Raw genomic sequence first — 21,572 nt, 5'->3', positions numbered from 1 at the left:
CCAATCGCCGTGCTGGCGATAATGGCAAGTGCAATAAACATACCCAGGCGGATCAGGCTTAAACCATACATACATTCCTCCATGAGCCGGAAGCGGTAGCTGACTATGAGCATAGTCGGCGAAAAGATAAATGTTAAATAACCATTATCAGTGGGGAAACGCTAAATCTGATATTCCTGTGCTACGTTTAATATTGTTCATCTCTTTTTATCGTAACTGTCATTAAGGGCAACCCCCTGCATTTAATGCGTTTTTTTGCTTCATTCACTCTCGTGTTGGTTATAAAAAGGATGCTCGATATGTATAAAAACATTCTCGTTCCGGTGGATGTCTACGAGACAAGCCTGGCGGATAAAGCGTTGCAGCATGCACAGTTTCTGGCGCAAAGCGCAACGGGTGACATTCATTTGCTGCACGTCATGCCCAAATTTTCAGCCGAACTGACGCGTGGTTTTATTTCAGATGCGCGCAAGATGGATGAATATATGATTAATAATTCAAAAGAAAAGCTGTCTGACCTGGTCAAAAAATTGAATCTGCCAGAAGAGCGGGTTCATCTCCACGTCCGTAGCGGGAATGTTCGTGATGAGGTTATTAAGCTGGCGGATGAACTTGCCGTCGGCGCGATTATTGTCGGCTCGCGAAATCCCAATATTCAAACCCATTTGTTAGGATCGGAGGCGGCAAGTATTGTTCGTTACGCACATGTTCCTGTTTTCGTTATTCGTTAATTACAGAGAAGCAAGGTGATTTCTGAATAGAACCTGAGGAAGGAACGATGAAAACAGGAAAACCTGAACGTCCGTATTATCAACAAACCGTTGACGAAACCCTGTCGAATATCCACTCCACCCTGGAAGGCCTTAGCGGCACAGAGGCATCAGCCCGACTTCAGCAGCACAGTGAGAATGCGTTACCGCAAAAAAAGGGTAAACCCGCCTGGCTGCGCTTCCTGGCGCATTTTAACGACGTATTGATTTACGTGCTGCTGGTGGCCGCGTTGCTTAAGCTCTTTATGGGCCACTGGGTAGACATGTTTGTGATCCTTGGGGTTGCCATCATTAACGCGCTGATTGGCCATATCCAGGAGAGCAATGCTGAAAAATCGTTGCAGAGCATTCGCAATATGCTCTCCAGCGAAGCCGTGGTGGTACGACAGGGGAATCATGAAACGATCCCCACCACGGCGCTGGTTCCGGGAGATATCGTGGTGATCCGCGCCGGGGATCGTATCCCTGCGGACCTGCGCGTGATTGAAGCGCATAACCTGCGCGTGGAGGAGGCCATCCTGACCGGCGAATCCACCGTTGTTGAGAAAAACAGCGATGCGTTAAGCGGGGAACTGCCCTTAGGTGACCGGTATAATCTGCTCTACTCGGGCACTACCGTCAGCTCCGGCGGCGGTAAAGGCGTGGTGGTGGCAACCGGGGGCGAGACCGAGCTGGGCCACATCAATCAGATGATGTCCGACATTGAAAAGCACCGCACGCCGCTGATGGTGCAGATGGACAAGCTCGGTAAGACTATCTTTATCACTATCCTGGTGATGATGGTGGCGCTGTTTGTCTTTAGCCTCCTGTTCCGGGATATGCCGGTTTCTGAACTGGTGCTGTCGCTTATTAGCCTCGCCGTTGCCGCCGTGCCGGAAGGCCTGCCGGCCATTATTTCCATCATCCTTTCGCTTGGCGTACAGGCGATGGCGCGTCGCAAGGCCATTATTCGCAAGCTGCCTACGGTTGAAACGCTGGGCGCAATGACGGTCATCTGCTCGGATAAAACCGGCACACTGACGATGAATGAAATGACGGTCAAAGCGGTGATTACCGCTGACACGACCTATCGCGTAGAGGGTGACAGCTACGAACCGGTGGGGAATATTCACCCCGTAGATGACCCAACGCCCGTCAGCGTGACGCAGGGTTCCCTGCTGGAACGCTATCTGCGCACCATTGATCTCTGTAATGACAGCCAGCTGATCAAAGACGAGCAGGGGCTGTGGAAAATCACCGGGGGCCCAACCGAGGGCGCGCTGAAGGTGCTGGCGGCGAAAATCCCGCTCCCACCGCTCGATACCGAAATGCGCAGCAAAATCCCGTTTGATTCACAGTATAAATACATGTCCACTCTGTACCGGCTGGGCGATGAAGAGGTGATTTTAATCACCGGCGCGCCGGACGTCCTGTTCCGCCTCTGCCAGTACCAGCAGACGAATGACGGACTGCAGCCGTTCGATCAGCCTTACTGGGAAGGGAAGATTGAAGAGTATGCCCGGGAAGGTCTGCGCATGGTGGCCGCGGCCTGGAAACCTGCCCGCGAGGGACAGCGCGAGCTGGATCATCCGGACCTGCATGACGGCGTGATCCTGCTGGGTATTGCTGGAATGATGGATCCGCCGCGTCCGGAGGCCATTACCGCCATTGCCGACTGTCTGCAGGCCGGGATCCGCGTGAAAATGATCACCGGCGACCACCCGCAAACGGCAATGAGCATTGGGCAAATGTTGGGGATTGGTAACGCCGCAAGCGCTATCACCGGACGTGAGCTGGAGGCGATGGACGATCGTCAGCTGAGCGACGCCGCGCAGCAGTACGATATTTTCGCCCGAACCAGCCCGGAGGATAAATTCCGCCTTGTGCAGGCCCTGCAAAGTAAGCAGGAAGTCGTGGGCATGACCGGGGATGGCGTAAATGATGCCCCAGCGCTCAAGCGGGCGGATGTGGGTATCGCCATGGGGATTAAGGGGACGGAAGTGACCAAGGAAGCCGCCGACATGGTGTTAACGGATGACAACTTTGCCACCATTGCCAGCGCGGTGCACGAGGGGCGTCGGGTTTACGATAACCTGAAAAAAACCATTCTGTTCGTTATCCCCAGCAACATCGCGCAGGCTCTGCTGATCATCATCGCGCTGCTGGCGGGGAACCTGATCCCGCTGACGCCGGTCCTGATCCTGTGGATGAACATGGCGACGTCGGCAACGCTGTCGTTTGGCCTGGCGTTTGAAGCGGGTGAGAAGGACATCATGAATCGGCCGCCGCGTAAGGCGAATCTTCATGTAATGGACGGCTATGCCATCTGGCGCGTGGTGTTTGTCGGTCTGATGATTGCCATTAGCGCCTTCGTGCTAGAAGCCTGGCTACAGCCGCGCGGCTACTCGGCGGAATTTATCCGCACCGTGCTGCTGCAAACCCTGGTAACGGCGCAGTGGTTCTACATGCTCAACTGCCGCGTTAATGACGGCTTCTCGCTGAGCAAAGGCCTGCTGGCGAATAAAGGGATTTGGATCGTGAGCGGCGTACTGCTGGCGCTACAGCTTCTGATCATTTACGCACCGTTCATGCAGATGCTGTTTGGCACCGAAGCGCTGCCGTTCCGCTACTGGGTCATCACCTTCCTGATTGGTTTTGTGATGTTCCTTATTGTCGAGGCGGAGAAAGTGCTGACGCGCAGGTGGCGCAAAACCGAGGCGTAATAGCGTAAACTGAGAAAGCCTGCCTGAGTCCGGGCTTTCTCTTTTTTGAGCACAGGAAACTATGATTCGACTTACCTGGTTCGTCCTTGCGCTGTGTGCCGCTGTACCCGGTGCGTTTGCCGTAACCTATACGCTTCCGCCGGAAGGCAGTCGTCTGGTGGGAAACACGATTATCATCACCGTTCCCGAAGGCAATACGCTGCCTCTGGAAGCCTTTGCCGCGCAGTACGGGCAGGGGCTGAGCAACCTGCTGGAAGCAAACCCGGGCGTGGATCCTTTTTTGCCCAAACCTGGCACCCGGCTGGTGATCCCTCAGCAGCTGATTTTGCCTGACACCGTCCGCGAGGGCATTATCGTGAATGCGGCAGAAATGCGTCTCTACTACTACCCGCCGGGCGGTAACACCGTTGAAGTGCTGCCCATCGGCATCGGTCAGGCCGGGCGCGAAACCCCGCGTAACTGGGTGACGGCCGTTGAGCGTAAGCAGGAGGGGCCAACCTGGTCTCCGACGCCGAACACGCGCCGTGCCTATGCGGCAGAAGGGAAAACGCTGCCGGCATTCGTGCCCGCCGGGCCGGATAACCCGATGGGGCTGTATGCGATTTATATCGGTAGGCTGTATGCCATTCACGGCACAAACTCAAATTTCGGCATCGGACTGCGGGTGAGCCAGGGCTGTATCCGTCTGCGAAATAACGACATCAAATACCTCTTCGATAACGTTCCCGTAGGCACCCGCGTCCAGCTTATCGATCGGCCCGTAAAAATGACCACGGAGCCGGACGGCAGTCGCTGGGTGGAGGTTCATGAGCCATTATCACGTAACCGCGCGGAGTTTGAGTCAACCCGGAAAGTGCCGCTGCCTATTTCAGCCGCGCAGCGAACGCAGCTGATAAACGAGGGCGCGGGCGCTGAGCTGGAACGGCGGTCGGGGATGCCGGTTAAGATTGGCATGTGAAGGAATAGCGCGGGCTGGTGCCCTCACCCCAGCCCTCTCCCACGGGAGAGGGGGCACACACGAGCCCCGTAGGTCGGGTAAGGCGCAGCCGCCACCCGACAATTTTACCAGATGCAGAAAAGCAAAAAGCCTGCTTTAAAAGCAGGCTTTTTAAATTTGGCTCCTCTGACTGGACTCGAACCAGTGACATACGGATTAACAGTCCGCCGTTCTACCGACTGAACTACAGAGGAATCGTGTGAACGGGGCGCATATTATCGACCTGCGTTCGCCTTGTCAAAGGGTGGATCAACGCCTTTTGATCGTTTGCTGACAAAATCGGCAAAGTGATGTTTTTGGCAGCGGAATGCACCGTCATGGTGCGGGTATACCCCTAATGGGGCAGATCATAAACTGCTGTTTCGGTAATAAAACCCCCCTCCATGATTAGGTTTCCTTATTTTCAGGCGCTTAGCGAACAATTTAGACCGCCTGGTAAAAGTGGCATTCATATTGCAAAACCTGTTCAACAACGACAGCCGGTTCCGGCACAGCATTTCGAACAGGGGGCAAAATGAACTTAAGACGACTGAAATACTTCGTAAAAATCGTCGATATCGGCAGCCTGACTCAAGCGGCAGAAGTGCTGCATATCGCGCAGCCTGCGCTGAGCCAGCAGGTGGCTACTCTGGAAGGCGAGATGGATCAGCAGCTGTTGATCCGCACCAAACGCGGCGTCACGCCAACGGAAGCAGGCAAGATCCTGTATACCCATGCGCGCACCATCCTTCGCCAGTGTGAACAGGCGCAGCTGGCGGTGAATAACGTGGGCCAGACCCTGAGCGGGCACGTTTCTATCGGACTGGCGCCGGGAACGGCCGCGTCCTCTATTACCATGCCGCTGCTGCAGGCCGTCCGTGCCGAGCTGCCTGAAGTGCTGGTGTACCTGCACGAAAACAGCGGTTCCGTGCTGAATGACAAACTGCTCAACGGCCAGCTGGATATGGCGGTCCTTTACGATCGCTCCCCGGTCGCCGGCATCACCAGCCAGCCGCTGCTGAAAGAAGATCTCTACCTCGTGGGCACCCGCGACTGTCCGGGCCAGAGCGTAGACCTTACCGCCGTGGCAGAGATGAATCTTTATCTGCCGCGCGACTACAGCGCCGTGCGCGTGCGCGTGGACGAAGCGTTCTCCCTGCGCCGCCTGACGGCAAAAATCATCGGTGAAATTGACTCAATCTCCACGCTCACCGCGGCCATTGCCAGCGGAATGGGTGTGACGGTTCTGCCGGAATCCGCAGCACGCTCGCTGTGCAGCGCGGCGAACGGCTGGATGGCGCGCATCACTACGCCTTCGATGAGCCTGCCGCTGTCGCTGAATATGTCTGCACGCGGTTCGCTGTCGCCGCAGGCGCAGGCGGTAAAAGAGATTTTGATGTCGCTGGTCAGCAAGCCGTCGCTTGAGAACCGTGAACTCCAGCTCGTGAGCTGATATTCCATAAAAGCATAAGATGCTGGTTTTTATTATTTGTTCTGCAGCGCGGCTGACTCTAACAATAGAGCTATGTCAGATGCGCCGGAGTGAATCGTGAATTTCCAGCAACTTAAAATTATCCGTGAGGCGGCCAGGCGGGACTACAACCTGACCGAGGTCGCCAATATGCTTTATACCTCTCAGTCCGGCGTCAGCCGCCATATCCGCGAGCTGGAAGAGGAGCTGGGCATAGAGATCTTTATCCGTCGCGGCAAGCGGCTGCTCGGCATGACGGAGCCGGGTAAGGCTTTGCTCACCATCGCAGAGCGCATCCTCAACGAGGCCAGCAACGTGCGTCGTCTGGCGGATCTCTTCACCAATGACGCGTCGGGCGTCCTCACCATCGCCACCACCCACACCCAGGCGCGCTACAGCCTGCCGCCGGTGATTAAAGCGTTCCGCGAACTTTTCCCCGACGTCCGTCTGGAACTTATCCAGGGCACGCCGCAGGAAATTGAAGTGCTGCTGCAAAACGGTGGGGCGGATATCGGCATTGCCAGCGAGCGCCTGAGCAACGACCCGCTGCTGGTGGCCTTCCCCTGGTTCCGCTGGTACCACAGCTTATTACTCCCGGTCGATCATCCGCTGAATCAGGTTTCCCCTCTGACGCTGGAAGACGTCGCGAAATGGCCGCTGATCACCTACCGCCAGGGGATCACCGGACGTTCGCGCATAGACGAGGCGTTCAACCGCAAAGGGCTAACGCCGGACGTGGTGCTGAGCGCGCAGGATTCTGACGTGATCAAAACCTACGTCGAGCTGGGTCTGGGCATTGGCCTGGTGGCGGAACAGTCCAGCGGAGAACGCGAGGACGGGAACCTGGTGCGTCTTGATACGCGTCATCTGTTCGACGCCAATACCGTATGGCTTGGCCTGAAGCGCGGGCAGCTGCAGCGCAACTATGTGTGGCGCTTTATCGAACTCTGCAACGCCGGGCTGTCGGTGGATGAGATTAAACGCCAGGTGATGGAGCCGGAAGAAGTGGCGATTGATTATCAGATTTAGGCGCTGGTTTGCCCGGCAGCGCTGCGCTGACCGGGCTCATCGCTTAGTTGAACGGATATTTTTTAAAGACCGCCTGTGATTCGAATGATTCGGCAACCGCCTGAATCTCTCTAAAATCCGCTGCGTTAACGACATGCGGGAGCATCGACTGAATAAACGTCCAGACAACCGTGCTCGTGACGGCAACCTGATCGGGAACGGCGGAGGCCGGACGCGTCTTCAGCAAGGCATTCCATTCCCTGCAGGCCGCCAGCAGCTGGGTTGTAACGCGTTCGACCCATAAAGCGTGCTGCTTTTCCACCGGGCGCTGGTGGTGTTCATACACATTTTGCACGGCTTTCTCCGCGGCGGCGAGGATAAAGCCCAGCGTCTGAAGATCGTTTGCCAGCGCATCCGGCGCGACGGGCAGGAGCCTCCGCCCGGGGGCGGCCTGAGCTTCGAAATAATTCAGTATCAGCGACGAATCCATCAAACGTATTCCGTTATCCAGAATCAGCGTGGGCGCTTTTACCGCGGGGTTGATTCGGGAGAACGCGTCGAAAGTGCTAAAGACCGACAGCGGCTGGCTTTCAAACTCAACGCCATAAAGCTCAAGGGAGATCGCCACGCGCCGTACATAAGGTGAATCCATCATGCCAACAAGCTTAATCATCGTTCCCGTTTTCCTGTCTCTGTGAAATAACGCGTCATTGAAGAGGATGAACAGACAGTACAATACAAACTTCCTGGCGAATATCTTCAGTATCTTACCGTAAAGGTTAGTATTACTGACATGTGGGCAAGTTGCCGTTATACATCCAGCGCGGATAAGGGAGTGCTTTCATGTCGGATTTTCCACCCATTGCCAGTTTGCGAAGCTTTGAAGCCGTCGCCCGTCTTGGCAGCGTGACGCTGGCGGCGAAAGAACTCCACGTTACCCATTCCGCAATCAGCCAGCAGATCAAACTGCTGGAGGAGATGGTGGGCGTAAAGCTCTTTATCCGTCAGGGACGCGGGGTGCAGATCAACGAAGAAGGGCGGCTCTATGCCTTACAGGTACGCGAGGGGCTGAACCATATTGCGGATGCCACCCGGCTCGTACAGGTGAAGCCGAGAAAGCAGGAGCTGACGCTGGCGATGGTGCCGTCTTTTGGATGCCACTGGCTGTTGCCGCGTCTGGAACGCTTTCGGGCGAAATATCCGCTTATCACCCTTCGGATCCAGGCCAGCCTGACGGTCACCAGCCTGCAGCAGGAGGGGATAGACATCTCGATACGGATGGGGAAAGGAAGCTGGGAAGGGAGCGAAAGCCAGTACCTTTTTTCCGATGAACTCATTGTGGTGGCCGCGCCTGGCTATAACGGCGGCGAGCTGCCCGTTACGCCGGCTGAGATTGCAAAAAGTCATATTATTTTTTCCATGGAGTCGTGGAAAACGTGGTGCGTGAATGCGGGGCTGGAGAAAGAGATCGTGCCTGGCGGTTTATGCATTAACGACTCCAATATCATTATCGAAGCTGTTCGGCTCGGGAAAGGGATCGCGCTGGAGCGCCGCTCTCTGGTTCAGGATGCCATCACCCGGGGTGAACTGGTCCAGCTAACCTCCATTACCGCGCCGTATCCCTGGCCTTACTGGCTGGTGACAGCGCGGTCAACGGAGACGAAGCCGGAGGTGGCTCTTTTTGTCGCGTGGCTGGATGAGGAAGTGGCAGTCTGGCGGCAGTTGGTGGGTGCCGCGGAAAGCAACGGCCACTAGAAAAGCTGGCTTTTCAAATTTGGCTCCTTTGACTGGATCGCCTTACCCAAAGTTGGCTAAGTTGTAAGCCAACTTTGAATTCCCTTTCTGTCAAAACGCCATGATGACAACTAGTCAACTCTAATTTGCGGAGCAGCGGGCTGAGATGCAGTTATTTATTGGCGGAAGTGGGGACATGCTGCTGCATCAATTCAACGATCCAATCAATAAAAACGCGCAGTTTGGCGTTAACGTGGCGGTTCGGCGGAAAGGCCAGATAAAGGGGCATTGGATCAATACGCCAGTCTTCAAATAGCGGAATCAAGGAACCACATGCCTGATGAGCTGCCGCCATATAGACGGGTAGTGCAATCACGCCTAATCCAGCGAGCCCGGCTTCGAGGTAGGCATTACCATCATCCACTGCAAGCACGTAGCTTCCCGTGATTTCAATATGTTCGCTCTCACCGTGCAGTACCAGAGGATCAACCTTGCCGGTGCGTGAGGACAAGAATCCCACTATGTGATGGTCCGTATTTTCCAGCTCTCGCGGATGCGCAGGTGCGCCGAGGCGTTCCACATAGCTCGGTGCGACGTAAACACCGATTTGCAAATCGCCAACATGGCGTGCGATCAGGGACTGGTCATTGATTTCCCCGCCCCGCACGACGCAATCCACGTTATCGCCGATCAGATCCACCACTCGGTCACTCACGCCCATGTCGAACTGGATATCAGGGTAGCGCGCGTGAAAAGCCGGTAGTGCGGGCACCAGCACCAGGCGGGCGAGAGGAGTGGGCACGTCCACCCGTAGTCGCCCCCGGGGCGCCATCGTCGCACTGGACAGGCTGTTTTCAGCATCTTCCATGTCCGACAGCAGGCGGATGACGCGCTCGTAGTAGACCGCGCCATCAGGAGTGACGCCGAGCCTGCGGGTGGTTCGATGGAGCAGCTTTACGCGCAGGCGCGCTTCCAGCTGCTGAATAAGCTGCGTCACCGTGGTTTTGCTCATATGAAGCGTTTGGGCAGCCCTGGTGAAACTGCCAGCCTCCACCACGCGAGCAAAGGCGCGCATCGCATCGAAACGATCCATCCCAAGTCCTCTCTTTTCACCGATTGTTTGGATATTACAAACAATGATGGACAAAGTCGCTTGTTTATCCGCCCGATTCGACACCTGTAAACTGTCTTTATGTTCACCGGGCAGATTTCGCCCCATTACAGAGGCACAAACATGACAACACGCGAAGCCGTTTTTCCCTTCGGTCGGCAGGCGCTCTACGAGCGCAACCGGTATTCACCCGCCATCAAATCTAACGGCTTCCTGTTTGTTTCGGGGCAGGTTGGTAGCCGGGAGGATGGTTCGCCTGAAGAGGATCTCAACGCGCAGGTCCGGCTGGCATTCGATAACCTTAATGCTGTTCTCGCAGCTGCGGGTTGCACGTTCGATGACGTGGTTGACGTTACCCTCTTTGTCGTCGATCCCGAGTCAAACCTCGACACAATCTGGAGTATCCTGCCAGAATATTGGGGGGAAGCGCCTTACCCTACGTTGACCGGGATCGGCGTGACGTGGCTGTACGGGTTCCAGTTTGAAATTAAGGTGATTGCCAGGCTGCCCTAAGCGTTACGGGTCTTTCCGACGGTCAAAAGACAATACAGCGGGCGCAGCTCCGATCCGGAAGCCGCCTCGCATTTCGTTTATCCGATTAGCCATAATCCTTTGAACCGCAAAAACAGTTTTCTATTATCAGCCTTCTTAGTTCCGCGCTTCGTTCCCACCTGCACTGTCCTTCGATAGATAACGGCTTTATGGACACCTAAATACGAAAAGGAAATCACCATGAATCTGATGACTAATTGTGCACTTCCCGCCATGAATGTTATATTAAAATATAATATTCGGAGGTGCGCTATGTATACAACTCGTCTGAAAAAGGTCGGCGGATCCATCATGCTGGCGGTTCCTCCCGCCGTGCTGAAAACGCTGGAGCTGTCGACGGACAGCGAAGTCGGCATGACCATTAATAATGGCTGCCTGATTATTGAACCCCAGAAGCGGCCTCACTATTCGCTTGAGGAGCTGCTGGCGCAGTGCGATCCGCACGCTGAAATGAGCGAAGAGGAGCGGGAATGGATCGATGCGCCTGCGGTGGGCAGGGAGATCCTGTAAATGGACAGAGGGGAAATCTGGCTTGTTTCACTGGATCCGATTGCTGGCCACGAGCAAAGTGGAAAACGTCCGGTTCTTGTCGTATCGAAGGCATCGTTTAACAAGCTGACCCGGTTACCGGTAGTGGTTCCCGTCACCAGCGGCGGAAACTTTGCACGTACAGCAGGTTTCACCGTTTCACTGGAAGGGGCGGGGACAACAACAACGGGCGTTATTCGCTGCGACCAGCCCAGAACCATTGATATGGCTGCCCGGAACGGCATGCGGCTGGAACGTATACCTGACGCGGTTGTAAATGAAGTGCTTGCCAGGCTGGATGCGATTCTGCATTAACATCAGTGACGCAGAAAAGCAAAAAGCCTGCTCAAAAGCAGGCTTTTCAAATTTGGCTCCTCTGACTGGACTCGAACCAGTGACATACGGATTAACAGTCCGCCGTTCTACCGACTGAACTACAGAGGAATCGTGTGAACGAGGCGCATAGTAGCGGCCTCGGTACGGCTTGTCAAAGGGTGAAAACGCACTTTTCTTTCGTTTGCCGACAATTTCAGCAAATCGCTGATTTTATAGCAAATTCGCGTTGAAATTACACAGCAAAATGCGCCGCCCGCAGGCGGCGCGCAGGATCAGAACAGTACGGAGTAGTTCAGACCAAAGGTACGTCCGCGGCCTTTATAGGTATACAGCCCCGGTGCGCCGTAGGTTGGGCTATACAGCCCCGGCGCGCGCTGGCCCCAGGCGGTGGTGTAGTCTTTGTCCAGCAGGTTTTCCACGCTGAAGCTGACCTTGCCCACCGGCAGGGCGTAGCTGCCCAGGAAGTCGACCGTGTTATAGCCATCGATCTTCTTGCCGTCGGAGTCTGACACGTCAAAGGTCTGCGTGCTCTGCACGCGCAGGGTCCAGTCGCCCGGTGCCCAGTTGACCCAGGCGCTGGCTTTTGACGGACTGGCGCTGTCAACCGTCAGCTTCTCCCATTTCCCGTTTTCGCGCGTTTCAGACTTGATGGCGTTAAAGTTCGCACCGGTGCTCCAGTCGCTGTCGGTGAAGAAATAGTCCACCTGACCTTCCACCCCGTAGATACGACGCTTGTCGTCTTCCAGGTTGATGGTCATATCCGTCTTGTTGATGGTGATGGTTTTATCCGAGAGCGAGTAATACGCCGCGACCTGCGTGCGCAGGTTATCGCCGGTGTAGCGCCAGCCCAGCTCATAAGCGTTGACCTTGATACCGTCCAGCGTCGAGTCGTTCACGTTGACGCTGTTCAGCAGGCGATAGTGACCGTTGCTGAGCTGATAGGTGCCGGAGCCGTAGTACTTCGCCAGGTCCGGAATTTCGAAGCCCTGGGAGAAGTTAAACCACAGCTGCTGCTGTTCGGTCAGGCGACCGAGGATCCCGGCGTTAAACAGGAAATTGTTGTAATCGGTTTTCCCGCCCGGCACCGCATCGGCGGAGGTAGCTTTCCCGGTGGCGATGGCCTGCTGCTGGGCGTAACCAACAAAGTCGTCCACCTTGTTCTCGGTGTACTGATAACGCACGCCGCCGCTCAGGGTGATGGCGTCAATGTCGTAGCTGGCCTGCAGGAACGGGGCGAGGTTGGTGATGCTGTAGCCCGGGTAACGGCCCACGTTGTAGGCGTTATCCAGCTCCATGCCGCCGCTCGCCGCAGCCTTGCTCAGGTTAAAGAACTGCTGGTTGGCATCGAAGGTTTCGTGGTCGGCATCCACACCCCATGTCAGCGTTAAATCGTCCACCGGCTTGCTGTTCAGCGTCAGCTTGCCGCCGTAAAAATCGGTTTTCTGCTGGGACGCGCCGATGCTGCTCACCACGCCTTTGGTCAGGGTCGGGAACGGATAATAGGTCAGGCTCTCGTCGCGATAGTAAATCTGCGCGACCAGATCCTGGCCCCAGAAGTCGGTATTGGAATACTGCAGGTTAATCAGATGGCGCTCGGTACCCGGTACGCGGTCAGAATCGAGATTATCTTTGTTGTACGCGGTCGCATCGCCCGTTACCGCCGAGAAGTTCTTCCCGAGATACAGCCCATGCTTGCCGTCGGACTCGCTCTTGTAGTACTGCGTCGTCAGCTGCAGCTGCTGACGATCGTCAATGTTGATGGTGCCTGTGCCCATTACATCAATACGGTCGGAATACTGGAGGCCGGTCTGGGTGTTATCGATAATCACCTCGTTGCCTTTGCCGTCATACCAGCCGCCGTAGCGCTGATAGGACACCGACAGACGACCGGAGGCGTTGTCGTTGCCGCCGCTTACGGCTGCCGACACGTTCTCATCGTGATCGTTGTGGCTGTTAAACCCGCTTTTTGCCCCGGTCTGGAACTCAACTTCGGTATCCGGCTGGCCCTTTTTGGTGACGATGTTCACCAGGCCGCCGGTGCTGCCGCCACCGTAGAGCGAGGTGGCGCCGGAGATCACTTCGATACGGTCAATGTTGAACGGATCGATAGAGTCCAGCTGGCGGCTGTCGCTGCGGGACGAGTTCAGGCGAACGCCGTCCACCATCACCATCATGGAGCGGCCGCGCAGGTTCATGCCGTAGTTGGTACGTCCCTGGCTGCTGACGTCCATGCCCGGGATCAGCTGTGCCAGCACTTCTTTAATCTCTTTCCCGCCCTGAACCTGCTGCTCAATTTCAGCCCGTTCAATGACCCAGGTGGTCTGTGCCATCTCCGCCACGCTGCGGTGCGCGCGGCTGGCGGAGACAACGATATTTTCTTCCTTTTGTTCTTCCGCCCACGCAGAGGTAGAAAGCATTGCAAGTAAGCAAGGATTTAAAACCCAAAGATGAGAACGTTTCATTGTTATGTTGATCCTGATTGTGTGTGTCAGTACTCGGTGGTTTTTGCTAATGATTTAAAAACCGGGCTGCTGTCCGGGCTGGCGGTGGTGCGCCAGTGGATAACGCCGGGTGTGGTGGCCAGCTCAAACGGCTCGTCGGCGTGCGCGCGATTAAGAATTCGCGCCGCGCGCCAGGCCATCAGGCTGAGCTGGGGTTCGGCAATGCCGAGACGGTGCATCCCGGCGTTCACGGCGAACAGGCGGTTGCTCTGCGGACCGTCCCATTCCAGAGTGAAATCATTGTTAATGCAGAAGGCTTCGTCCGAATCCAGCTGCAGGCGGTGAGACAGCGGCGCGAGGAACGCGGGCTGCACGGCGCGGTAGCCGGTGGCGAAAATCACCACGTCGCTATCCAGCTGCTCGCGGCCGCCGTCGAGGTGATGCTGAATGCTCAGACGATGTCCGTTTTCCTGGCGCGTCAGGGCCGTCACCGAGCGGGACGGCATCAGGTGCGCCCAGGGTTTTTCACGCAGCACTTCGAAGCGGTGGTACATGGCGCGGTAAATCGCAAGCAGGGACTCGGTGGTGATCCCGTCGGAGGTCATCTTCTGCTCGTGCAGCATCTGACGTCGGGCCTCTTCGCCCAGCGTGGAGAAGCTGTCCACGTACTCCGGCGTGAAATACTCGTTGGCAAAGGCGGCTTCATCCAGCGCGTTGTAGTTGTTGCGGCGCGATACCCAGTTCAGGCTCAGCGGCTGGCCCCATTCGCCGCGGAAGATATTCAGGAACAGGTCGGCCCCGCTCTGGCCGCCGCCGACGACGGTGACGCGCTTGCCAGCAAGATCCGGCGTGCGCAGCATCATCTCGCTGGCGTGGAAGCAGGTATCGTCCTGCGTCGTGACGCAGTCAGGCAGGTTGATCTGTTTGCCAATCCCCACGCAGACGTGGCGCGCCAGGAAGCGATCGCGCTGGGTCACCACCTCAAACAGGCCGCTTTTCTCATCAAAGCTCACCTGCTGGACCTGCTGGCTGAAGGACAGATTGGTGAGGTTTTCCGCCGCCCAGCACAGGTAGTCCGCAAACTCTTCGCGGGAGACGGTGCGCTGCTCGGTGGTCAGGAAGCGATAGAACTTTTTGCGCTGCACCAGGTAGTTCAGGAAGCTGTGGCGGTTGGTTGGCTCTACGGCGCTGACCAGATCCTTCAGGAAGCTGGTCTGCATGTGGCAGTCCGGCACCATCATTCCCGGGTGCCAGGAGAAATGCGGTTTACGCTCAAGGAACAGCGAGCTAAAGCCGTCCAGCCCTTCGGCCAGAGCGGCGATGCTGAGGTTAAACGGGCCAATACCAATGCCGATGAAATCATAGGTTTTCATTGCGCTGACTCCCGGGAGGCGAGAAAAAGAGGGTTATCAAGGTCGGTGACGTAGTTCGGCAGCATGCGGCTGCCGCCGTCGTGTTCGGAGAAGGTCAGTTTGACCGGGTTGAGGATCACGCGAATAATCTGCGGCTTGAAGAGATCGAATTTGGCGAAGCGCTCTGCCAGATCCGGGTGCGCCGCCATATACTCCCGTAAAACTCCGGCCAGAAGCTGGTAGAAGCGCGTTTCGCTCACGCCGCATTGCAGGGTGAGGCGCGAGATAAAGCGCAGCACCGTCACAAAGTTGCCGGTTTGCAGGTCGTGAATAATGTAATCCGCGCTCAGGCGCGCCGTGACGGCCTTCACCTGCTCCGGCAGGCTCTGGGCCTGCGGGAAATCCTCATCCACCAGGCGCATATCGCCCTGGAAATCTTTCAGCAGAATGCGCTGCGGGACGTAATCCTTCATCACCAGCGTCACGTTCTGGCCGTGGGCGATCAGCGCCACGCCGTAGCGGCAGAGCAGGTGATAGAACGGGATCACCGTTGCCTCAAACAGCTTTTCAAGCCACGCGTCGGCGCTTAGCCCCGAGCGTTTAATCCACGCGTCGATCAGCGGGCGCCCGGCATTGTCGGTTTCCATCAGCGCGGCCATCAGCACGGCCTGTTCACCGTCTTCTAAATAACAGGACGGATTCTCGCGCCAGATCACCCCCAGCATCTCCTGATAGCGGTAGGGCGCTTTCGGCAATGCGGCATAGCCAGGATGCGACAGATAGCCGGCGGCGGGTTCGCCAAGCACCTGCGCACCGGAGCGGATCAGCGTGGCGTCGGTGGCAAACTGCTGCTGAAGCCAGCGCGAAGCCAGCGGCCCGGCGGCAATGTATTTGCCCGGGATGCCGCGATAGCAGGAGGTGTTGTAGATGGTCAGCGGAAGCTTGATGTCATACTGCGCTCGACGGCTGGCGTTGGTGAGCGTGCGCAGGGACTGCTGCGCCAGATACTCGTCGCCAAATTCGCCCAGCTCGGCCATCTCCCCGCGCGCCAGCTGCGCCAGGAAATGAACGGCGATCTTCTGCTGCCACTGCCACGGGTGCAGCGGCAGTGGCAGCCAGCCGTCGTTGAGACCCTGCGCCTGCCAGCGGGCGTCAAAGCGGGCGCGCTCGGCGTTGTCCATGGCGCTCGCCAGCAGAGCGTTGATATCGCAATCGGCGTCGCTGCTCCAGACCAGATGCTCGCGCTGAACGGCGACCCAGTGCAGACGAAAACGTCCGCGATACTCGGGCGCGTACTGACGCAGCGCGTCCAGCCCCCAGCCGCGGCGGCCTTTGTTGAAAATAAACTTCGGATGACCGCTCATCAGACACTGTAATTCGTCCGGGTCGAGGTGGATCAGCGCGTCCGCGTCCAGCGCTTCACGCGCCTGCAGCAGCTGCATGTCGCCGCGCAGCGTGGCGTAGAGATCTTCCATATGCTCTGCCGTTTGCGCGTCGCTCATCTCCAGCACCGTCGCCAGCTGCAGCAGCGCGCGTTCCGCTTCGACGGCTTCGCCGCTGGCGGCGCTCAGGCTGTCCGGGTCGATATGCAGCCAGCCCCATATCCCGCGCGCGGCGCGAAACTGCCAGGACTCGGTGCCCATAGTGATGCGCCAGCCGTCCGACGAAACCGGCTCAGCGCGCAGGGTGCGTTCGTACTCCAGCTCGGCGAGGATCTTCGCCACCATCTCGCGGTTCACTTTCTGCCAGAGCGCGTTCACAGTTCCACCTCGCTGAAGAAGCGGTGGCGCTGGCTCATGATGAGGCGCGAGCGCTTGTGCGGGAAGTCGAACTCTTTCACCGTCTCGAAACCGGCGGAGGCCAGATGGCGGAACAGGCGCTGGTTGTCGAAGCGCGGCTCGGCCACGATGCGCGCGGTGCGCGGTTCATCGAGATACAGATAGTGGCTCAGGCCGCGCAGCCAGCTGCGGATGTACTGCGCGCCGCGCCAGTTCTCTTCGCCCACCAGCATGTGCAGCCCGCGGTCAAACGGCTGCCAGCGGTAGTGGCGGCCAATGCGGTCTTCCGCCGCCCAGTAGAGCTCAAAATAGCCGAACGGCTGGTCATCGAAGCAGCCGATAACCGGGTAGCAGTAGGTCGAGTCAAGCTGACGGCGCAGGTAGCTTTCCTGCTCGGCCTGCGGGCCCGCCATCTCCCAGAAGGCGTTCACGCGCGGGTTGTTCATCCATTGGGTAAAGCGCTCGCCGTCCAGCGCCACGTCGGCCACGCGGAAGCTGAGGGTGCGCTTAAGTTGCGGATCGTAGCGACGGTACACTTCGCCCTGCGGGCGGTGAGGACGCAGCGGGAAGTACAGCTGACGGCTCTCATCAAACTGCATACCGCCGCTGGCCTGCGGCCGTTCGCCTTTCAGCCACAGCGGCAGCTGCCAGAAGGTTTCGCGTGCCAGATAGTCCCCGTGGGCCAGGCTAAACAGCGCCTGCGCCTGGGGTTCATCCTGCCAGGTCGCCCAGGGCAGGGTAATGCCGGTCAGCGCGGGTGCGGCAACAAACAGCTGATCCAGGGCTTCGACCAGCCAGCCGTCCGGGAACTTATTCAGACGTTCCAGCACCGCGCTGCCGTCGAGACCCAACGTCAGCGGCAGCGCGCGATCCGTTGCGGTGCAGCGAAAGCCGTAGCCGGAATGGACGATATTCGCGATTGCCATTACGCCTTCTCCTTGTAAAACGGGTTGCTAAAGTCGAAATAGATCACCGCCGGATCGACGATGGTGTTTTCATTGCGATCGTGCAGGTAGCAGAAGAAGTTGCCTTTGCAGTTCCAGGTCGGGCTGTCGAGGACGTAGTCGAGGCAGCGGGTCTGCTTCGCCGTGCGGCGCAGTTCGGCCAGCGCGTCGCGCACGCGGGACATCAGGTTCTCCTCGCTGTCGAAACCGGCGGCGGCGAGGGCGGCGGTGACGGCAAGGGTAGAGTTCAGCAGCAGGTAATAAGGGAAGTAGCGCAGCAGCTGGCTCTCACCGAAGCGGTTTTCCACGTCGGTTTCACCCACCTCTTTCAGCCACGCATCGGCCCCTTCGGTCCACGCGCTGCCCTGGCAGTCGCGGTAGATCAGCCCGACGGGGAAATCCTGCTGCATTTCAACGAGGATATTTTGCTGGTGCGCCAGCAGGACCAGACCGTAGTCCGCCTCGGCGCTGAACAGCGGGAGCAACACGCGGTCGCAATAGGCGTCCAGCCAGCAGCGGGCGGCCCGGGCGAGCGGTAATTCCAGACGCTGGCTCAGACGGCGCACCGCGGAGGCCAGCAGGCTGTCGCCGCCGTCCGGCGCGGCCTGGGTCAGGCTCACCAGCACGTTGGTCTGGGTGTCTGGCGTATCGAACAGCAGATTGACGCGCAGGGCCATCAGGCTCTCTTCCTGAATAACTCCGCTTTCGTCACGCAGCCCCGCCCAGCCGTCTTCCTGCATCACGCGCATGGTTGGGTAGCGAGCCTGTAAATCTTGCCAGCGTTCCGTTTTCGCAAGGCGCGCCAGGCGCATTCCGCGCTTAACCTCTTTGACCGACAGCGTGCGCACGGAGTTGGTCAGGCGCACGCTGAGGGAGAACTTAATCATGTCGCTGTTGGTTTCGCTGTACAGCGAGCGGGAGGAGCTGGTAGGCAGCCACTGCGCGCCCGCTTCGCCCAGATCCTGCAGTGAACCGTTTTCCGCCAGACGCTGGCACCAGTCCTGCTCCAGCAGATAGTCGGCCTGCCACGGATGCATCGGCAGCAGCCAGCGGGTGTCGGTGAAGTGGCCGAGCAGCTCAGGCGCGCTCTGGGCCGCGAAGCGCAGCAGACGCTCGCGCAGGGAGACGTTCAGGCTGTCGCCGGCAACGAGCGCGCTCTCAACGGCAAACCAGCGCAGCGGGAAGCGGGAGGCGAAATCGGGCAGATAGCGACGCGCCTCGGTTTCGCTGAACGGCTCGTGCGACTTCGGCGCAGGGTGAAACGCGTGGCCGACCAGCAGCGCCTGTTCCGCGTCGGCAAACGTCAGCGGCTTATCGCGCAGGGTTGCCCAGCCGTGGCGCAGATCGATCGCCTGCCAGGTGTGCGCATGGCTTTCCAGAACGCGCTGCTTGAAACGCGCCAGCGTATCGGCATCCAGAGAACCTTTTATTGATGACTTTTCAAGAATTAAATCAACCAGTTGGTCAAATGTGACGGCGTCACCGTCATCACTGTTGCTCTGAATAAGCGTTGCCGGGAAACGATACTGATGATGCTGGGTGGGAGAGAAATAGCGTACCGGAACCCGAAGAGCCTGGGTTTGGGACAGCGGGATATGAATGTTCGGTAACGCATCCGCAGCGGTAGCGGGGAGATAGCGCCAGTCCTTCGTTTCGCGCAACAGGGCGTTTAAAAAACACTGGGCTGCAACGTCTGTACCGGCAGAGCGGGGCAGAGCACGCATAGATGTACCTCATTCCATGATTGATAATAATTCTCGTTATGATATTCATTCTGTTTACAGTCGCAACCATTTTTGCAATATTTGTTTTCATAAACTTCATGATTTCCACACATTTATTGACACTATGTTCACATTCTCATGCGCGCTGACTCAGAAACATTGACCGAAAACGTCACCTCAAAAGCCAACTGGCCCCTGGCGTTATGTGCGGGTTTATTAGGTATCGGGCAAAACGGCCTGCTGGTGATGCTCCCGCAGCTGGTAACCCTGACCGGGCTCTCGCTCTCGGTCTGGGCCGGTCTGCTGATGTTCGGATCCATGCTCTTTTTACCGGCCTCGCCCTGGTGGGGACGCCAGAGCGAGCGGCGGGGATGTAAGGCCGTGATGCTGGCCTCGCTGAGCGGCTATCTGGCCAGTTTCGCCGTCATGGCGCTGGTGGTCTGGGCGATGGCGGCCGGAAGGCTGGATACTTACTGGGGACTGGCGGGGCTGATCCTCTCGCGCCTGCTCTACGGACTGACGGTCTCGGGGCTGGTGCCCGCGGCCCAGACGTGGGCTATTCAGCGTGCGGGGCTGGAGAAAAGAATGGCGGCGCTGGCGACGATAAGCTCCGGCCTCAGCTGCGGACGTTTGCTCGGCCCGCCGCTGGCGGCGCTGATGCTCAGCGTCAGCCCGGTGGCGCCGCTCTGGCTGATGGCGGTCGCGCCGTTAATCGCGCTGCTGCTGGTGCTTCGCGAAGCCGCAGACCCGCCGCTGCCGCCGGTGGCGCACCAGGCGACCCGCCTGCAGGCCTCGATGCTGCCGTTCCTGCTGCTGGCGCTGCTGCTGGCGGCGCTTGTCAGCCTGATGCAGCTTGGCCTGTCACCGCATCTTAGCCCTCTGCTAGAGGGCAACGCCCGGGAGATCAGCCATCATGTTGCGCTTCTGCTGAGCCTGGCCGCGCTGGCCACGCTCGCGGCGCAGTTTCTGGTGGTCCGCCCGCAGCATTTCACCCCGGTGACCTTGCTCTGCATCGCGGCGGTGTTAATGGTGGCAGGGCTTGGGCTGATGACCGTCGCGGGGTTAACGCTGTTCTACGTGGGGATTGTTATCACTTCACTCGGGGCGGCGATGGCCACGCCGGGCTACCAGCTGCTGCTGAACGACAGGCTGACCACCGGGAAAGGGGCGGGCGTTATCGCCACCAGCCACACGTTAGGCTACGGCGTCAGCGCGCTGCTGGTGCCCGTGGTGACGCGCTTTTACGGAGAGCAGTCTTTGACGGTGGCCGCGTGGGGAATGGCAGTGCTGTTTTTAGCGTTGAGCATAGGGGTACGGTCAACCGAGCGGACCCCTTCTGAAAAGCCTTAATGGATCTGGCGGGAGGAATGGCCGCCAGACTCCTCATTTTGCCGCAGACGCTGGAGCGGATCCTGCTGATAAAACTGGCAGAAACGCTGCCACAGCGCCGGGAAGCGGGGCGCGAAGAGCTCGGGCGCGCTGAAGAAATACTCCGAGAGCACCGCAAAGCACTCGGCCGGGTCGGTTGCCGCATAGGCGTCAATGCTGGCCGCGCTTTCGCCCACCAGGTCTATTTCATCCTGAATGTTATCCATCGCCGCGTGCAGATCGTGCTCCCAGCCCGCCACTTCGCGAAGCGGGATCAGCGGTACGCCGCTGGCGCGATCGCCGTTGCGGGTATCGAGCTTATGCGCCACTTCATGGATAACCAGATTAAAACCGGACGCATCGAACGAGTCCTGAATGTCGAGCCAGTTCAGGATAATCGGCCCCTGCTGCCAGCTTTGTCCGGACTGCACCACGCGCTGGTTGTGCACCAGCCCGATATCGTCCTGCCATTCGTCATCCACCACGAACGGCGCGGGATAGATAAGCACCTCGTGGAAACCGTCCAGCCACTCAATGCCGAGCTCAAGCACCGGCAGACAGAAAAGCAGGGCGATGCGCGCGTTTTTCAGGGGATCGAGTTCGAAACCCTGCAGTGGAACCAGGCGTTTTTGCTGTAAAAAACGATCCGCCAGCTGAACCAGTTTCGCTTGTTCATCCGGCTTAAGATTAGCCAGAACAGGGATCGTCAGCGCGTCATCCCATGGCAGCGCCATATCCCGGCCAGCTTCATTCGTTTTCCAGGGCCACTTTATCATC

General features: G+C 58.1%; 18 protein-coding genes and 2 tRNA genes. 10 read left to right on the top strand and 10 right to left on the bottom strand.

Translation table 11 applies throughout. The annotated features are described in order from the left end of the window. Positions 1-299 precede the first annotated feature (299 nt). The 3 genes from ACMGGX_RS02150 (at position 300) to ldtA (ending at position 4,430) form a co-directional block, all read left to right on the top strand. A complete protein-coding gene (locus ACMGGX_RS02150) occupies positions 300-731 on the top strand; it encodes a universal stress protein (RefSeq protein ID WP_420297979.1) in 432 nt (143 codons plus the stop codon). A 47-nt stretch (positions 732-778) separates the two neighbouring features. Beyond that, complete coding sequence (locus tag ACMGGX_RS02145; protein ID WP_420297978.1) at positions 779-3,472, top strand: cation-transporting P-type ATPase; 2,694 nt, start codon at positions 779-781, stop codon at positions 3,470-3,472. A 61-nt stretch (positions 3,473-3,533) separates the two neighbouring features. Then, a complete protein-coding gene (gene ldtA, locus ACMGGX_RS02140) occupies positions 3,534-4,430 on the top strand; it encodes a L,D-transpeptidase (protein WP_420297977.1) in 897 nt (298 codons plus the stop codon). A gap of 157 nt (positions 4,431-4,587) precedes the next feature. Here the strand turns inward: ldtA and ACMGGX_RS02135 are convergent. After that, positions 4,588-4,663: transfer RNA gene (locus ACMGGX_RS02135), tRNA-Asn, on the bottom strand. Positions 4,664-4,983: 320 nt separating this feature from the next. Here ACMGGX_RS02135 and nac point away from each other — a divergent pair. Then, on the top strand, positions 4,984-5,901 hold the full coding sequence (gene nac / locus ACMGGX_RS02130) for a nitrogen assimilation transcriptional regulator NAC (protein ID WP_008499475.1): 918 nt from the start codon (positions 4,984-4,986) through the stop codon (positions 5,899-5,901). Positions 5,902-5,997: 96 nt separating this feature from the next. Further along, a complete protein-coding gene (cbl, locus tag ACMGGX_RS02125) occupies positions 5,998-6,948 on the top strand; it encodes an HTH-type transcriptional regulator Cbl (RefSeq protein WP_023336219.1) in 951 nt (316 codons plus the stop codon). 43 nt (positions 6,949-6,991) lie between these two features. Here the strand turns inward: cbl and ACMGGX_RS02120 are convergent, their stop codons facing one another. Beyond that, a complete protein-coding gene (locus tag ACMGGX_RS02120; protein WP_420298741.1) occupies positions 6,992-7,597 on the bottom strand; it encodes a glutathione S-transferase family protein in 606 nt (201 codons plus the stop codon). Positions 7,598-7,770: 173 nt separating this feature from the next. On the opposite strand from ACMGGX_RS02120, the gene ACMGGX_RS02115 reads away from it, so the two are divergent. Further along, entirely contained in the window at positions 7,771-8,682 is a 912-nt protein-coding gene (locus tag ACMGGX_RS02115; protein ID WP_420297976.1) for a LysR substrate-binding domain-containing protein, read from the top strand. 151 nt (positions 8,683-8,833) lie between these two features. Here ACMGGX_RS02115 and ACMGGX_RS02110 read toward each other — a convergent pair whose 3' ends face one another. Then, positions 8,834-9,754, bottom strand: coding sequence for a LysR family transcriptional regulator (locus tag ACMGGX_RS02110; RefSeq protein WP_420297975.1), 921 nt, complete (start codon positions 9,752-9,754; stop codon positions 8,834-8,836). 141 nt (positions 9,755-9,895) lie between these two features. Between ACMGGX_RS02110 and ACMGGX_RS02105 the strand changes: the two genes are divergently transcribed. The 3 genes from ACMGGX_RS02105 to ACMGGX_RS02095 all read left to right on the top strand — a co-directional run bounded on the left by ACMGGX_RS02105 (position 9,896) and on the right by ACMGGX_RS02095 (position 11,167). Beyond that, a complete protein-coding gene (locus ACMGGX_RS02105; protein WP_348561417.1) occupies positions 9,896-10,285 on the top strand; it encodes a RidA family protein in 390 nt (129 codons plus the stop codon). Between the two features lie 291 nt (positions 10,286-10,576). After that, the gene (locus ACMGGX_RS02100; protein ID WP_033145928.1) at positions 10,577-10,834 is read left to right on the top strand and encodes an antitoxin; all 258 of its coding nucleotides are present in this window, start codon (positions 10,577-10,579) and stop codon (positions 10,832-10,834) included. After that, positions 10,835-11,167, top strand: coding sequence for a type II toxin-antitoxin system PemK/MazF family toxin (locus ACMGGX_RS02095; RefSeq protein WP_420297974.1), 333 nt, complete (start codon positions 10,835-10,837; stop codon positions 11,165-11,167). 53 nt (positions 11,168-11,220) lie between these two features. On the opposite strand, the gene ACMGGX_RS02090 is transcribed toward ACMGGX_RS02095, so the two are convergent. The 6 genes from ACMGGX_RS02090 to ACMGGX_RS02065 all read right to left on the bottom strand — a co-directional run bounded on the left by ACMGGX_RS02090 (position 11,221) and on the right by ACMGGX_RS02065 (position 19,427). Further along, positions 11,221-11,296, bottom strand: a tRNA-Asn gene (locus ACMGGX_RS02090). Between the two features lie 164 nt (positions 11,297-11,460). Continuing rightward, a complete protein-coding gene (locus ACMGGX_RS02085; protein ID WP_063441201.1) occupies positions 11,461-13,650 on the bottom strand; it encodes a TonB-dependent siderophore receptor in 2,190 nt (729 codons plus the stop codon). 26 nt (positions 13,651-13,676) lie between these two features. Beyond that, the gene (locus ACMGGX_RS02080; protein WP_348561413.1) at positions 13,677-15,002 is read right to left on the bottom strand and encodes a lysine N(6)-hydroxylase/L-ornithine N(5)-oxygenase family protein; all 1,326 of its coding nucleotides are present in this window, start codon (positions 15,000-15,002) and stop codon (positions 13,677-13,679) included. Beyond that, on the bottom strand, positions 14,999-16,741 hold the full coding sequence (gene iucC / locus ACMGGX_RS02075) for an aerobactin synthase IucC (RefSeq protein WP_420297973.1): 1,743 nt from the start codon (positions 16,739-16,741) through the stop codon (positions 14,999-15,001). Before iucC ends, ACMGGX_RS02080 begins: the two co-directional genes overlap by 4 nt. After that, positions 16,738-17,685 (bottom strand): GNAT family N-acetyltransferase, encoded by a 948-nt coding sequence (locus tag ACMGGX_RS02070; RefSeq protein ID WP_420297972.1) that lies wholly within the window; start codon positions 17,683-17,685, stop codon positions 16,738-16,740. The genes iucC and ACMGGX_RS02070 overlap by 4 nt, the downstream gene beginning before the upstream one ends. Beyond that, on the bottom strand, positions 17,685-19,427 hold the full coding sequence (locus ACMGGX_RS02065) for an IucA/IucC family protein (protein WP_420297971.1): 1,743 nt from the start codon (positions 19,425-19,427) through the stop codon (positions 17,685-17,687). The genes ACMGGX_RS02070 and ACMGGX_RS02065 overlap by 1 nt, the downstream gene beginning before the upstream one ends. A 138-nt stretch (positions 19,428-19,565) precedes the next feature. On the opposite strand from ACMGGX_RS02065, the gene ACMGGX_RS02060 reads away from it, so the two are divergent. After that, a complete protein-coding gene (locus ACMGGX_RS02060) occupies positions 19,566-20,777 on the top strand; it encodes an MFS transporter (protein ID WP_420297970.1) in 1,212 nt (403 codons plus the stop codon). Here the strand turns inward: ACMGGX_RS02060 and mtfA are convergent. Beyond that, positions 20,774-21,571, bottom strand: coding sequence for a DgsA anti-repressor MtfA (mtfA, locus tag ACMGGX_RS02055; protein ID WP_023312333.1), 798 nt, complete (start codon positions 21,569-21,571; stop codon positions 20,774-20,776). The genes ACMGGX_RS02060 and mtfA overlap by 4 nt on opposite strands. Position 21,572: the final 1 nt, after the last annotated feature.

This window comes from Enterobacter sp. BNK-29 (assembly GCF_048684785.1).
GTDB classification, from domain to species: Bacteria; Pseudomonadota; Gammaproteobacteria; order Enterobacterales; family Enterobacteriaceae; genus Enterobacter; species Enterobacter cloacae_M.
This window is presented reverse-complemented; position numbering and strand designations above follow the sequence as displayed.

Bases quoted from the DNA above. Each gene is read 5' to 3' on its own strand.
- nac (WP_008499475.1), top strand. From the start codon at position 4,984: ATGAACTTAAGACGACTGAAATACTTCGTAAAAATCGTCGATATCGGC.
- ACMGGX_RS02085 (WP_063441201.1), bottom strand. From the start codon at position 13,650: ATGAAACGTTCTCATCTTTGGGTTTTAAATCCTTGCTTACTTGCAATG.
- mtfA (WP_023312333.1), bottom strand. From the start codon at position 21,571: ATGATAAAGTGGCCCTGGAAAACGAATGAAGCTGGCCGGGATATGGCG.
- ACMGGX_RS02110 (WP_420297975.1), bottom strand. From the start codon at position 9,754: ATGGATCGTTTCGATGCGATGCGCGCCTTTGCTCGCGTGGTGGAGGCT.
- ACMGGX_RS02100 (WP_033145928.1), top strand. From the start codon at position 10,577: ATGTATACAACTCGTCTGAAAAAGGTCGGCGGATCCATCATGCTGGCG.
- ACMGGX_RS02060 (WP_420297970.1), top strand. From the start codon at position 19,566: ATGCGCGCTGACTCAGAAACATTGACCGAAAACGTCACCTCAAAAGCC.
- ACMGGX_RS02095 (WP_420297974.1), top strand. From the start codon at position 10,835: ATGGACAGAGGGGAAATCTGGCTTGTTTCACTGGATCCGATTGCTGGC.
- ACMGGX_RS02080 (WP_348561413.1), bottom strand. From the start codon at position 15,002: ATGAAAACCTATGATTTCATCGGCATTGGTATTGGCCCGTTTAACCTC.
- ACMGGX_RS02150 (WP_420297979.1), top strand. From the start codon at position 300: ATGTATAAAAACATTCTCGTTCCGGTGGATGTCTACGAGACAAGCCTG.
- ACMGGX_RS02070 (WP_420297972.1), bottom strand. From the start codon at position 17,685: ATGGCAATCGCGAATATCGTCCATTCCGGCTACGGCTTTCGCTGCACC.
- ACMGGX_RS02115 (WP_420297976.1), top strand. From the start codon at position 7,771: ATGTCGGATTTTCCACCCATTGCCAGTTTGCGAAGCTTTGAAGCCGTC.
- ACMGGX_RS02065 (WP_420297971.1), bottom strand. From the start codon at position 19,427: ATGCGTGCTCTGCCCCGCTCTGCCGGTACAGACGTTGCAGCCCAGTGT.
- ACMGGX_RS02105 (WP_348561417.1), top strand. From the start codon at position 9,896: ATGACAACACGCGAAGCCGTTTTTCCCTTCGGTCGGCAGGCGCTCTAC.
- ACMGGX_RS02145 (WP_420297978.1), top strand. From the start codon at position 779: ATGAAAACAGGAAAACCTGAACGTCCGTATTATCAACAAACCGTTGAC.
- ldtA (WP_420297977.1), top strand. From the start codon at position 3,534: ATGATTCGACTTACCTGGTTCGTCCTTGCGCTGTGTGCCGCTGTACCC.